Source organism: Sinomicrobium sp. (genome assembly GCA_029266035.1).
Classification (GTDB): Bacteria; Bacteroidota; Bacteroidia; order Flavobacteriales; family Flavobacteriaceae; genus Sinomicrobium.
Window position 1 is genome coordinate 160,494 of record JAJUFH010000002.1, and the last position, 12,710, is coordinate 173,203.

At 42.6% G+C, this 12,710-nt stretch carries 11 protein-coding genes; 10 read left to right on the forward strand and 1 reads right to left on the reverse strand.

Translation table 11 applies throughout. The features are described 5' to 3' along the window. The first annotated feature begins 93 nt into the window (after window positions 1-93). From purH to rodA, 6 genes are all read left to right on the forward strand, one after another. Window positions 94-1,620, forward strand: a complete 1,527-nt coding sequence (purH, locus tag ACYZZR_RS02575) for a bifunctional phosphoribosylaminoimidazolecarboxamide formyltransferase/IMP cyclohydrolase (RefSeq protein ID WP_461532426.1) — start codon at window positions 94-96, stop codon at window positions 1,618-1,620. 182 nt (window positions 1,621-1,802) lie between these two features. Continuing rightward, window positions 1,803-2,831 (forward strand): rod shape-determining protein, encoded by a 1,029-nt coding sequence (locus tag ACYZZR_RS02580; RefSeq protein ID WP_461532427.1) that lies wholly within the window; start codon window positions 1,803-1,805, stop codon window positions 2,829-2,831. A 15-nt stretch (window positions 2,832-2,846) separates the two neighbouring features. After that, window positions 2,847-3,680 (forward strand): rod shape-determining protein MreC, encoded by an 834-nt coding sequence (gene mreC / locus ACYZZR_RS02585; protein WP_461532428.1) that lies wholly within the window; start codon window positions 2,847-2,849, stop codon window positions 3,678-3,680. Between the two features lie 73 nt (window positions 3,681-3,753). Further along, window positions 3,754-4,179 (forward strand): rod shape-determining protein MreD, encoded by a 426-nt coding sequence (locus ACYZZR_RS02590; RefSeq protein WP_461532429.1) that lies wholly within the window; start codon window positions 3,754-3,756, stop codon window positions 4,177-4,179. Continuing rightward, on the forward strand, window positions 4,176-6,038 hold the full coding sequence (mrdA, locus tag ACYZZR_RS02595; RefSeq protein ID WP_461532430.1) for a penicillin-binding protein 2: 1,863 nt from the start codon (window positions 4,176-4,178) through the stop codon (window positions 6,036-6,038). The genes ACYZZR_RS02590 and mrdA overlap by 4 nt, the downstream gene beginning before the upstream one ends. Beyond that, the gene (rodA, locus tag ACYZZR_RS02600; RefSeq protein ID WP_461532431.1) at window positions 6,031-7,332 is read left to right on the forward strand and encodes a rod shape-determining protein RodA; all 1,302 of its coding nucleotides are present in this window, start codon (window positions 6,031-6,033) and stop codon (window positions 7,330-7,332) included. The genes mrdA and rodA overlap by 8 nt, the downstream gene beginning before the upstream one ends. 96 nt (window positions 7,333-7,428) lie before the next feature. Here the strand turns inward: rodA and ACYZZR_RS02605 are convergent, their stop codons facing one another. After that, window positions 7,429-9,555, reverse strand: coding sequence for a carboxy terminal-processing peptidase (locus tag ACYZZR_RS02605; protein WP_461532432.1), 2,127 nt, complete (start codon window positions 9,553-9,555; stop codon window positions 7,429-7,431). 312 nt (window positions 9,556-9,867) lie between these two features. Between ACYZZR_RS02605 and surE the strand changes: the two genes are divergently transcribed. From surE to ACYZZR_RS02625, 4 genes are all read left to right on the forward strand, one after another. After that, the gene (gene surE, locus ACYZZR_RS02610; protein WP_461532433.1) at window positions 9,868-10,644 is read left to right on the forward strand and encodes a 5'/3'-nucleotidase SurE; all 777 of its coding nucleotides are present in this window, start codon (window positions 9,868-9,870) and stop codon (window positions 10,642-10,644) included. After that, window positions 10,637-10,918: a hypothetical protein gene (locus tag ACYZZR_RS02615; protein ID WP_461532434.1), complete on the forward strand. Its 282-nt coding sequence runs from the start codon at window positions 10,637-10,639 to the stop codon at window positions 10,916-10,918. The genes surE and ACYZZR_RS02615 overlap by 8 nt, the downstream gene beginning before the upstream one ends. A gap of 76 nt (window positions 10,919-10,994) precedes the next feature. Beyond that, window positions 10,995-12,119: a lipid-A-disaccharide synthase gene (gene lpxB, locus ACYZZR_RS02620; protein WP_461532435.1), complete on the forward strand. Its 1,125-nt coding sequence runs from the start codon at window positions 10,995-10,997 to the stop codon at window positions 12,117-12,119. 61 nt (window positions 12,120-12,180) lie between these two features. Then, entirely contained in the window at window positions 12,181-12,672 is a 492-nt protein-coding gene (locus ACYZZR_RS02625; RefSeq protein WP_461532436.1) for a C40 family peptidase, read from the forward strand. Window positions 12,673-12,710 lie beyond the last annotated feature (38 nt).

The window sequence follows — 12,710 nt, forward strand, 5'->3', positions numbered from 1 at the left end:
CTCCTACCTGAATGAGTAAGGGTAGTACAGGTATTGTAAAATCTCAAACATTCGGATTTACTGTTTTCATAAAGCGTTAACAACACTATAAATATGAGTACCACTAAAAAAGCTACGTCTGCTTTAATTTCTGTTTTCAGCAAAGAAGGGCTGGAGCCTATTATTCGACAACTGAGTAATCTCGGGGTAACTCTGTACTCTACCGGAGGAACTGAAAAATTCATCCGCGATTTGGGTATAGACGTCATTCCTGTAGAAGAAGTAACCGGATATCCGTCTATACTCGGAGGGAGAGTAAAAACCTTGCACCCAAAAGTATTTGGAGGTATCCTAAACCGCAGGGAACACCAAGGAGATCAAAGCGAACTCGAAGCTTACGAAATCCCACAGATTGACATTGTTATCGTAGACCTCTATCCCTTTGAAAAAACCGTAGCCAGTGGTGCCTCAGAACAAGATATCGTAGAAAAAATAGACATAGGAGGCATTTCTCTGATCAGGGCAGCAGCAAAAAATTTCAAAGATGTACTCTGCGTATCCTCTGTAGAAGACTACGACGAGTTCCTGCAGCTCATTACAGCCCAAGACGGAAGCATTACCCTTGAAGATCGCAAGCGATTTGCGGCCAAGGCCTTTAACGTATCTTCTCATTACGACACCGCTATCTTCAACTATTTTAACGAAGAAGAAACGGCTTTCAAGGTAAGCGAAACCCGAGGACAAGAACTCCGATACGGAGAAAACCCTCATCAGAAAGGATACTTTTATGGAGATCTCGAAGGCATGTTCAACAAACTTCACGGTAAGGAATTGTCTTACAACAATCTATTGGATGTAGATGCCGCGGTAAATCTGATGGGAGAATTTAAAAACGACGACCCCACTTTTGCCATTCTAAAACACAACAACGCCTGTGGAGTAGCAACTCGCCCCACACTCGTCCAAGCCTATAAAGATGCGTTAGCCGGAGATCCCGTATCGGCTTTTGGAGGTATACTCATCGCCAACAGAGCTATAGACAAAGATACGGCCGAAGAAATAAATTCTCTCTTCTGTGAGGTGGTAATCGCCCCCGCCTACTCCGAAGAAGCTCTGGAAATACTGAGGCAGAAAAAAAATCGTATCTTATTGGAACAAAAGGAGGTAAACCTTCCCAAAACCCAAGTCAGAACTTGCCTGAACGGGTTCCTCGTTCAAGAAAAAAACGAAAAGACCGACACGGCAGAAGATATAAGCTATCGCACCGACAATAAACCTTCGGGTGAGGAGTTAAAAGATTTGCTCTTTGCTTCAAAAATATGCAAACACACCAAGTCGAATACCATAGTTCTGGCAAAGGGTCTTCAGCTCTGCGCCAGTGGTACAGGACAGACCAGTCGGGTAGACGCCCTGAGACAGGCCATTGAGAAAGCGCGTTCTTTCAATTTCGAACTCGAAGGAGCGGTTATGGCCAGCGACGCTTTTTTCCCCTTCCCCGACTGTGTGGAAATCGCAGACAAGGCAGGGATAAGATCGGTAATTCAACCCGGAGGTTCTATAAAAGACCAACTGAGTATAGATTATTGTAACGAGCACAATATGGCCATGGTTTTTACAGGAACTCGGCATTTTAAACACTAATTACACCTGTTTTTCGTTATAAACCTTGATATTGCCCGGAGAACCTCCGGGCAAAAATGGTTCAAAAGGCATATTTTATTGAATTACAGCATATAAAATACAGTAAAGTATTGTTACATTTGGGGTAAAGTCGGAAGGATATACTTTAGACAAACGAACAAACTGAATAATTTTACGCATACATGGGATTTTTTGACTTTTTAACAGAGGAAATTGCGATGGACCTCGGCACGGCCAATACGCTAATCATCCACAACGACAAAGTTGTTGTAGACAGCCCTTCCATAGTGGCCCGGGATCGCATTTCCGGAAAGATTATAGCCGTAGGACAGCAAGCCAACCTGATGCAGGGAAAAACCCATGAAAATATTAAGACCATACGCCCTTTGAAAGACGGGGTTATCGCCGACTTTGACGCCTCAGAGAAAATGATAAACATGTTTATCAAAAATATCCCGGCATTAAAGCGAAAACTGTTTCAGCCCGGACTCCGTATGGTGATCTGCATCCCTTCGGGAATAACCGAGGTGGAAATGAGGGCGGTAAAAGAATCGGCTGAAAGAGTAAACGGCAAGGAAGTATATCTTATCCATGAGCCTATGGCCGCAGCCATAGGAATCGGGATAGACATCATGGAACCCAAAGGGAATATGATTGTAGACATTGGAGGTGGTACTACAGAAATAGCCGTTATCGCATTGGGTGGAATTGTATGTGACAAATCGGTAAAAATCGCGGGGGATGTATTCACCAACGACATCGTATACTATATGCGCACCCAACACAACCTGTATGTGGGGGAATCTACTGCCGAAAATATCAAGATACAGATCGGATCAGCTACCGAGGATCTAGAAACACCACCTGAAGAAATGAGCGTTCAAGGACGGGATCTCCTCACAGGAAAGCCCAAGCAGGTACATGTATCGTATCGAGAAATTGCCAAAGCGCTCGACAAATCCATTCTTCGAATAGAGGATGCTGTGATGGAAACCCTGTCACAAACCCCTCCCGAACTCGCAGCCGATATATACAATACCGGGATTTATCTCGCCGGTGGAGGCTCTATGCTAAGAGGGCTTGACAAAAGGTTATCTCAAAAAACCGACCTGCCCGTGTACATAGCTGAAGATCCGCTTAGAGCAGTAGTAAGAGGAACCGGAATTGCCCTGAAAAACATTTCAAGATTTAAAAGTATACTGGTAAGATAGGTAAGGTAAGATGCCATGCAAAATATCATCAATTTTTTTCTAAAGAACAGATTTTTCTTTCTTTTTTTTGTTTTGCTGTCATTTTCCCTCGTGTTAACTATTCAATCGCACAATTATCACTCTAGCAAGTTTATAAATTCGGCAAACTGGGTAAGCGGAGGAATTTATAAGGCTGCGAGCAGTGTTTCAGATTATTTCGGATTGAAGACGTACAACATTCAACTACTGGAAGAAAACAGAAAGCTGCGCACCTTACTCTTTAGCAATCAAACATCTCAGTCAGACACCATCCCTCCCGATTCCCTTTTGTTACAGGGCAATTCGGAATATGTGGTGAGAACGGCCTCTGTAATTAAGAACAGTTATAAGTCACCAAAAAACTACATTACCATAGACCGAGGAGAACAGGATGGAATTACTCAGGATATGGGGGTCATAACCTCAAATGGTATAGTGGGGATTATAGACAACACTTCAGCTCATTACGCCACCGTACAATCGGTACTAAACACATTGACTCGTATCAATGCTCAGCTAAAAAGCACCAATCACTTCGGAACACTGCAATGGGATGGGCAATCGGAAAAGAGATTGCAATTAGTAGATATATCCCGCATTGCACCGGTAAAGGAAGGGGATACTGTAGTTACCGGAGGCATGTCGACCATATTCCCAAAAGGGGTTCCCATAGGGGTAATCGAGAGTTATCACCTCGATATCTCCGAAAATTATTATATTATAAACGTGGCGATGTTTAACGATATGACAAATCTCGGACACGTATACGTCATAGAAAATACAAATAAGGAAGAAATTCTCGAACTGGAACAATCGGTCAATGAACAATAGTGTTTTCTCAAATAGCATTAGATTTATTGTACTTGTTTTAGTACAGGTTCTCATTTGCAATCACATTTCGTTTTTGGGATTCATCAGTCCGTATATCTACATACTCTTTATTTTGCTATATCCTTTAAAAGACGAAAACCGCGCAGTCTTTCTTCTACTTTCATTTTTGATAGGTTTGAGCGTCGACATCTTCAGTGATAGCGGTGGTATTCACGCTGCAGCTTCGCTCTGTATAGCCTATATACGACCCGTAGTACTGCGGTTTTCTTTTGGAAGCGCCTACGAATACCAAACCTTAAAAATAAGAAATACCGATCTCGGACAAAGAGCTGTATATATAGGCATTGTAGTTTTAACACATCATCTCATTCTTTTTTCACTGGAGATTTTTAGCTTTACACATCTGTTGCTCATTTTGGAAAAGACATTGTTATCGGGAGTGTTTACCCTCCTTTTATGCCTACTGTTAATTCCGTTATTTAGTGTTAAAAACCAATGAGAAAACTGTTACTGGCATCCATTATCATTCTAGTGGCCCTGATTTATACGGGTAGGCTTGCCTATCTCCAACTCATTTCGGGAAACAGAGACAGTCCGTTAAACGACACAGCCATAAAGCAGGTTTACGACTACCCTGAACGCGGGTATATCTACGATCGCAACGGCAAACTACTGGTGGCCAATCAGCCCTCCTACGACGTTATGATAATTCCTCGAGAGGTAAAGCCTCTCGACACCGTAGAATTCTGCTCTATGCTGGATATCAGCAAAGACGATTTTGTCAAAAAATATCAGAAAGCCTATACCTATTCTCCGCGTTTACCCTCAGTATTTCTACCTCAACTCACCAAGACAGAATACGCGGCCTTACAGGAAAAAATGCGAAAGTACGAAGGCTTCTATATACAAAAGCGTTCCCTTAGACATTATCAAACTAGTCATGCTGCCAATATTTTTGGTTATATCAGAGAAGTAAGTGAATACGATTTGAGGCACAATCCCGAGTATATGTCGGGCGAACTGATAGGAAAGCAGGGAGTAGAAGAGTACTACGAAGATACCTTAAAAGGCAAGAAAGGGGTTAAATTTATCCAGAAGGACCGCTTTAATCGCGAAATAGGCCCCTACAAAGACGGTTTATACGATACTCTCCCCGTACAAGGAAAGGATATTGCACTCACTATAGACATCGACCTTCAGGCGTACGGAGAAGAGCTTATGGTTCACAAACGCGGAGGCATTGTAGCACTGGATCCCAAGACAGGAGAGATACTCGCCTTGGTCACCGCCCCTTATTACGATCCAGCTCTATTGGTAGGTAGAGAACGCTCCAAAAATTACACAAAGCTTTACTACGACTCTATCGCCAAACCTTTATACGACAGAAGTCTCCTGGCAATGTATCCTCCGGGCTCTCCCTTTAAAGCGCTCAATGCCCTCGTCGCACTACAAGAAGATGTTGTAACTCCACATACCCGAATTATGTGCCAAAACGGGTATTACTACAATGGAAGAAGACTTATGGGTTGTCACTGCGGCGGTGGATCGCGGGATCTAAAAACGGGAGTTGCCCTGTCTTGCAATGGTTATTTTGCCAATATATACCGGCGTATTATCGATAAATACCCAACCTCTGCAGAAGGTATGGATGCTTGGGAAAAACATATGCGAAGTTTCGGATTGGGCGACTATCTCGGCTACGATCTTCCCATAGGAAAAGCGGGAAGGATACCGGATAAAGAACGATATAATCAAATGTACGGCAAAGGCCGTTGGTATTCTACTACCAATGTGTCGAATGCCATAGGACAGGGAGAGATACTCACCACCCCTATACAACTGGCTAATATCACCGCCGCAATAGCCAATAGAGGCTATTATTACACCCCTCACATACTTAAAAGTGTAGAGAACAAGCCTATTGAGAATCCCAAATTTACCACGAGGAAAAACACTACTATAGATTCGGAAAATTTTAAACCGGTGATAGACGGAATGGCTCAAGTATACACCTCCGGAACGGGGAGATGGTTTCAAATTCCGGATGTGAACATCGCGGGAAAGACAGGAACTGCCGAAAACTTTGTACGTATTGATGGAAAGCGAGCTCAGCTTACCGACCACTCTATTTTTGTGGCCTTTGCTCCCGTAGAAGATCCTAAAATAGCCATTGCGGTTTTCGTAGAAAACGGTTATTGGGGTTCCAGATATGCCGGCCCCATCGCTTCCATTATGATCGAAAAATATCTCAAAGGCGAAGTGACACGAAAAGATCTGGAAAAACGCATGTTAGAGTCTAGCCTAGAAAATGAATACGCAAAACCCCTGAGTGGAAAATCCTTTGCTATCAATGAATAATTCGGTGATCAAAAATATAGACTGGCTTACTGTGCTGTTATATGCACTCCTCGTCTTTGCCGGATGGGTCAACATCTACTCCAGCAGCATTACCGAAAGGGCAGGCGCTTCTGTATTTGATTTTTCACAGTATTACGGAAAACAACTTACTTTTATCGGGTTGAGCACTATTTTCATTGCACTCATTCTAGCCATAGACGCCAAGTTTTACCAGCGGTTTTCGGGCATCATTTATTTTATCTCCTTAGCTTCTCTCGCCGGGGTATTTATTTTTGGAAAGAACATTGCGGGACAAACAGCTTGGTACAATTTCGGCTTTATGAGTATACAGCCTGCAGAGTTTGCCAAAACGGCCACGGCACTCGCATTAGCAGGCTACCTCAGCGACTCACAGATCAATGTCAAATATTTCAGGGACCAACTGAAAGCCTTTCTTATTATCGGCACTCCTATTGTATTCATCCTACTGCAACCCGACCCGGGAAGTGCTATGGTTTTCACCTCTTTCTTCTTGGTATTGTATCGCGAAGGTCTACCTTCGGAATACCTGCTTTGCGGCTTGGGAATACTCACCCTATTTATCACCACCCTGATATTTGGAGCTATAGGAGTATGCATCACAGTATTTGTACTTCTGTGCCTGTATTATTTATGGCGGAAGAGAAAGAAAAAAATGGTTTCCGTACTTCCCTTTCTCACCCTGATGATCATTACAATACTCGTAACCTCGAGTGTTCGTTTCACTTTCGACCACATCTTCAAGCAGCACCACCGCGACCGTATCAACCTATGGCTTCAGTTGGAGCACGATCCTGAAAAACTCAGGGAAATACGCAGATCTATAGGATATAACACCTATCAGTCGGAATCCGCTATTTCTTCGGGTGGATTTTACGGCAAGGGCTTCCTCGAAGGTACACGCACAAAAGGTGGTTTTGTACCCGAACAACACACCGACTACATCTTCAGTACCGTGGGTGAAGAATGGGGCTTTGTAGGAAGCACAGTGGTGATATTACTGTTTTGCTTTCTACTGCTGCGCATATTATTCCTAGCAGAGCGCCAGAAATCCAAATTCAGCCGTATATACGGTTACGGAGTAGCCGCCATACTGTTTTCACACTTCACCATTAATATAGGTATGGTTATCGGATTACTGCCAACTGTAGGAATCCCTCTACCCTTTTTCAGCTACGGAGGATCCGGGTTATGGGCCTTTACCTTGCTCTTGTTTGTCTTTATAAAACTCGACGCCAATCAAATTAACGAGTGGGAAGATTTGAAAGAGATATGAGACGAACGCGATATCTGTATAGCTCGAATCCTTTCGCTAATAATCAAAATGGTAAGCTTCTTATAATAGTGCTCTAGGCAGAACAGGCCATGTCATCTATTTCCGTATCTGTACCAACCGCTTTCCGGTTGTGCTGCTCAGGTCCGACAACACATTGAGTGCTTCCTCTACATAGAGATCTTTAGCCAGGTTTTTATGCCATCGCTCTCGTCTTTCTTTCAATACGGTATCCTTGGCGATTAAAGCATCCTCATAAGGAAGCGACTCAAAGGTCAGATTGGTTTTGTACTCCGACAGTTCATCAAATTTCTTAGCGATTTCCATATCCTTCTCTACATTCCTGTTATACACTTCATAGTTCAATGAAAACTTGTTTTCCTCCTGCTTTTCTTTTATCCACTTCGCATTTTCTTCAAGAAGGCTAATATGTTTACTTTTAGCCATTCGTTCCTTGCTTTTGGAGATGGCGTAATCGTAATTCACATAGTCGTCCAAAGGGCGGTAATTTGCCTCGGCTATTTTGTCCCAAGGGAGTGGATTGATCTGGTCTTTCTCTCCGATATCTATATAGCTGTAACGATCTGGTATTACAATATCGCTCTTCACTCCTTCGAGTTGAGTCGAGCCTCCGTTAATTCTATAAAATTTCTGAGTGGTAAGTTTAAGGGCACCTATATCGCCATAATCGTTTTTATTCCCGAGGAACTGGTTTAGGTTTACTACGTTTTGTACTGTACCCTTTCCATAAGTTTGCTTACTTCCAACAATCACAGCTCTCTTATAATCCTGCATAGCAGCTGCGAGTATTTCAGAAGCAGAAGCCGAAAGTTCGTTGACCAAAACAACCAAAGGACCATCCCATTGTACCCTGCTATCGGTATCTGAAAGTACTTCTCGCTGTTGCCCGGAAGACTTTACCTGTACAATAGGTCCGTCTTTAATAAAAAATCCGGCCATATCTACAACGGTTTTCAGTGAGCCACCTCCATTGTCTCTAAGGTCGAGTACCAGGCCTTCCATTCCCTCTTTTTTGAGTCGTTCTATCTCCTTCTCTACATCAGAAGCGGCATTGCGGTTGTTGTAATCTTCAAAATCGATATAAAATTTGGGAAGATTGATAATTCCGTATGTTTTCCCGTCTTTTTTCACCAGTGAAGTCTTGGCATAAGACTCTTCCAATTCTACCACATCTCTTATAATGGATATGACTTCAGTAGTCCCGTCTACTTTTTTCACAGTCAGTCTCACTTCCGAGCCCTTAGGTCCCTTGATAAGTTTAACAGCATCGTCCAGTCTCATCCCTATTATATCTACCGCCTCTTCCTCAGCTTGGGCTACTCTTACAATCTCATCGCCTACTTCCAATTCATTACCTCTCCAAGCGGGGCCACCCGAAATAATTTCCACAATCTTTATCCGGTCATTTTTGCGTTGTAAGCGGGCACCTATGCCTTCAAACTTACCAGAAATACTGGCGTCGAAGCGATCTTTATCGTCGGGGGCAAAATAAAAAGTATGAGGATCAAATTCTGTGACGATAGCGTTGAGATACATCACAAACCAGTCTCTTCGCTCCAAGTCGTCTATTATATCGAAGTACTCCCCTTGTGTTTTCAAGGTAGATTCTCTCGCCTCCTTTTCGATATCTTTTTCCGATTTAACGACATAAGATGCATCTTTTTCCTTCTTGTCCTTTTCGTCTTCCATCCGGCTTGCATACCCTCCTAAAGTAGCGAACTTGAGGTATTTTCTCCATCGTTCCAAGCGTTCTTCCTCAGACTTAGGGAATGAGAGCTTGTCGTAATCCATATTGATTTCCTCGTCTTTGGTAAAATCAAAAGGCTTGTCTAAGATTCCTTTGTAGATCTCTTCCCCTTCAACCAAACGTTGCATAAAACGATTGTGAACCAAGTCGAAAAAGCTAATGTCTGCATTTTTAATCTGGTCATCTATCTTCTTTTTGTACTCCGAAAACTCATCTATATCCGACTGGAGAAAATAACGTTTGGAAGGATCCAGCAGTCCGATATAGCCATCGAATACCTCTTCAGAAAAATCGTCATTTATCGCCGATGGACTAAAGTGCCACTTTTGTATTATATGTGAAAGTAACTCTATCAACAATCGGTCTTTATCCGGATTGTCAAATGTTTTATTGGTAAAACTACACGATGCCGCCGAGATCAACAGTGCGGCCAGTATATACACAAAATTTCTTTTCATCTGTTCCTTTTTTACACATTGTCGTCTCTCTACAACAAGAGAGCCTTCTCATTCTTTGCTTGTTTTTCTATCTTAATATCAAAACGACAGGCCTTATACATTGTTGTAATTGCCTTCGATTTTAAACCCCTAAATTACTGAAAAAACTATGCCAGCACTATACAATGATACTAATTTTTTGTTAAACGCTTACACATCTGGTATTTTAAAAACGACCGGAATTGTGACCGCTTTTAAGCAATAGGCAAGTTTTGCACGCAGCTGCCGATAATTGATTATTTTAGCATACCAATTTAAGTATATTGTACACAGATGAAGAAAAAGCCTTTAATATTAGTTACCAACGACGACGGAATTGCAGCCCCAGGCATAAGAGCATTAATCGAAGTGATGAAAGAAATAGGCGATGTGGTAGTCGTGGCTCCAGACAGCCCTCAATCGGGCAAGGGTCATGCTGTAACCATCGACGCTACTCTCTTCTGCAATAAAATAAACATAGACGATGAGGTTTCCGAAGAATACAGTTGTTCGGGCACTCCGGCCGACTGTGTAAAACTAGCTGTAAACGAACTGATGAAACAACGTCCTGATATTTGTGTAAGCGGTATAAACCACGGATCAAATTCTTCGGTAAACGTCATTTATTCCGGCACTATGAGTGCTGCAGTAGAAGCCGGTCTGGAAGGAATCCCCGCCATTGGTTTTTCACTTTGCGATTTCTCGTGGGACGCCGATTTTAGCGCTGTCAAAGAATATGTGCGTACCATCACGCTAAACGCCCTCCAAAACGGTATACCAAAAGGAGTTGTCTTGAATGTAAATTTTCCAAAACTCAGCAAAGAAAAGCTAAAAGGCATCAGGGTGTGCCGTCAGGCCAACGCCCGTTGGGCAGAAGAATTTGACAAGCGAACCAATCCGCAAGGACGGGAGTATTACTGGTTGGCCGGAAAATTCGTCAATCTCGATCAAGGTGAAGACACTGACGAATGGGCCTTGGCCAACGGCTATATTTCGGTAGTCCCCGTACAGTTCGACCTCACAGCTCATCACGCTATACAAACCTTAAACACCTGGAAACTGAATGATTAGAAAAGAGATTGCGATAGGGTTTGCAATTGGTATTATAGCCAATATAGCTGGAACATTGCTGTACATAGCCACGTTTTCTGAAATGGGGATTACAGACACGATTAATGCGGCATTTGCAGAAGGGTATTTAGGCAGCCTCTTAGCCCTCGGTGCACTGCTCAATCTAATTGCTTTTTTTGGCTTTTTGCGCTTAAAAAGAGATTACCGCGCTCGAGGAGTATTACTGGCCACTATACTCACAGCTTTGCTCACGCTTTTGTATAAAATATTCTGATAGGTCTTGTTCGAAGGAGGTTAGTTTACGACCTGACTAAATTGGCTGCTAGCAGCAAATTAAAAACCAAGAATCGATGAAATACTATATCATTGCCGGAGAAGCTTCAGGAGATCTACACGCTTCCAACCTTATGAAAGCCCTAAAAGAGGCAGATAAAAATGCTGATTTTCGGTTTTGGGGAGGCGAATTGATGAATAGTGTGGGCGGTACACTGGTAAAACACTACAAAGATCTCGCTTTTATGGGGTTTGCAGAGGTGTTGATGAATATCCGTACCATTTTAGGCAATATAAATTTCTGCAAAAAGGATATTGCGCAATACAACCCGGATGTCATTGTATTTATAGACTACCCTGGCTTTAATATGCGTATCGCCAAATGGGCACGAAAGCAGGGATTCCGCACACATTACTACATATCTCCTCAGTTATGGGCCTGGAAAGAAAACAGAATTAAGGCAATAAAAAGGGATATCGACCACATGTATGTTATCCTTCCATTTGAAAAGGACTTTTACGAAAAAAAACACCACTATCCAGTAGATTTTGTGGGACACCCATTGATCGACGCTATTGCGCAATTGCCGGTAGTAGACGAACTCGAATTCCGAAAAAAATACCAGCTCGATCCCAAAAAGCCAATTATAGCCCTTTTGCCAGGCAGCCGAAAACAGGAAATACGAAAAATGTTGTCGGTGATGCTCGAAATGCCCCATCACTTCCCAAATTATCAGTTTGTCATTGCTGGAGCTCCAGGACAGGAAAGGGAGTTTTACACCCCCTTTCTCAAAGATTCCAACATCAATCTCATCCAGAATAAAACATACCACTTACTGAGCGTAGCAACTGCTGCTCTGGTTACCAGTGGTACAGCTACCTTAGAAACCGCCCTGTTTAAAGTTCCGGAAATCGTGTGTTATAAAGGCAACTGGATTTCCTATCAAATTGCAAGGCGAATCATCACCTTAAAATATATATCGTTGGTAAATCTTGTGATGGACAAGGAAGTGGTTACCGAACTCATTCAGGGCGACCTGAACCGAAAACGGTTGAAAACAGAACTGGAAAAATTGCTAACCTCTGAAAAGCGAGAGCAGATTTTCCTGGATTATCACGAACTCGAAAAAGAACTCGGAGGACAAGGAGCGAGTAAAAAAACGGCAGAGCTCATTGTAAAGAGATGTAAAAACCATGAATAGAAATCTCCTCATATGTGGCTTGTTTATTTGTTTGTGTGCCTGCAAATCGGGCAAAAAAACAGTGGAACAGCCAAGAACCGTATCTGTAGAAGGAACCGATATTTCCAAACGCCCTGTAGCGACAGAAGCCTGGCCCATAGAAGACGATAAAAAAACGAAAAAATCGGAGAAGAGCGCAGCAAATCCCATTATAGAAACCGCTTTGTCTTATATCGGCACCCGATACAAATACGGAGGAACAACCAAAAGGGGAATGGATTGTTCAGGATTGATATACGTCTCATTCCTGGAGCACAATATCCCCCTGCAACGCGTTTCCTATCGCATGGCTACTCAAGGAAAAAAAATAAAACTCAAAGAAGTGCAAAAAGGAGATCTGCTCTTTTTTAAAACCGGGAGAAAGAATCGTATTAACCACGTCGGTCTGGTGGTAGACGTCAAGGGCAAGGACATACGCTTTATACACGCTACGACATCGAGAGGGGTATTGATATCCTCATTAAAAGAAGGGTATTGGGATCACGCATTCTCCGAGGCTCGTAAAATTTTGTAATCTTTTTATTTAAAAAAAGGAAGTTTTTGATTACATTT

Bases quoted from the DNA above. Each gene is read 5' to 3' on its own strand.
- ACYZZR_RS02580 (WP_461532427.1), top strand. From the start codon at position 1,803: ATGGGATTTTTTGACTTTTTAACAGAGGAAATTGCGATGGACCTCGGC.
- ACYZZR_RS02615 (WP_461532434.1), top strand. From the start codon at position 10,637: ATGATTAGAAAAGAGATTGCGATAGGGTTTGCAATTGGTATTATAGCC.
- rodA (WP_461532431.1), top strand. From the start codon at position 6,031: ATGAATAATTCGGTGATCAAAAATATAGACTGGCTTACTGTGCTGTTA.
- mreC (WP_461532428.1), top strand. From the start codon at position 2,847: ATGCAAAATATCATCAATTTTTTTCTAAAGAACAGATTTTTCTTTCTT.
- purH (WP_461532426.1), top strand. From the start codon at position 94: ATGAGTACCACTAAAAAAGCTACGTCTGCTTTAATTTCTGTTTTCAGC.
- surE (WP_461532433.1), top strand. From the start codon at position 9,868: ATGAAGAAAAAGCCTTTAATATTAGTTACCAACGACGACGGAATTGCA.
- ACYZZR_RS02605 (WP_461532432.1), bottom strand. From the start codon at position 9,555: ATGAAAAGAAATTTTGTGTATATACTGGCCGCACTGTTGATCTCGGCG.
- mrdA (WP_461532430.1), top strand. From the start codon at position 4,176: ATGAGAAAACTGTTACTGGCATCCATTATCATTCTAGTGGCCCTGATT.
- lpxB (WP_461532435.1), top strand. From the start codon at position 10,995: ATGAAATACTATATCATTGCCGGAGAAGCTTCAGGAGATCTACACGCT.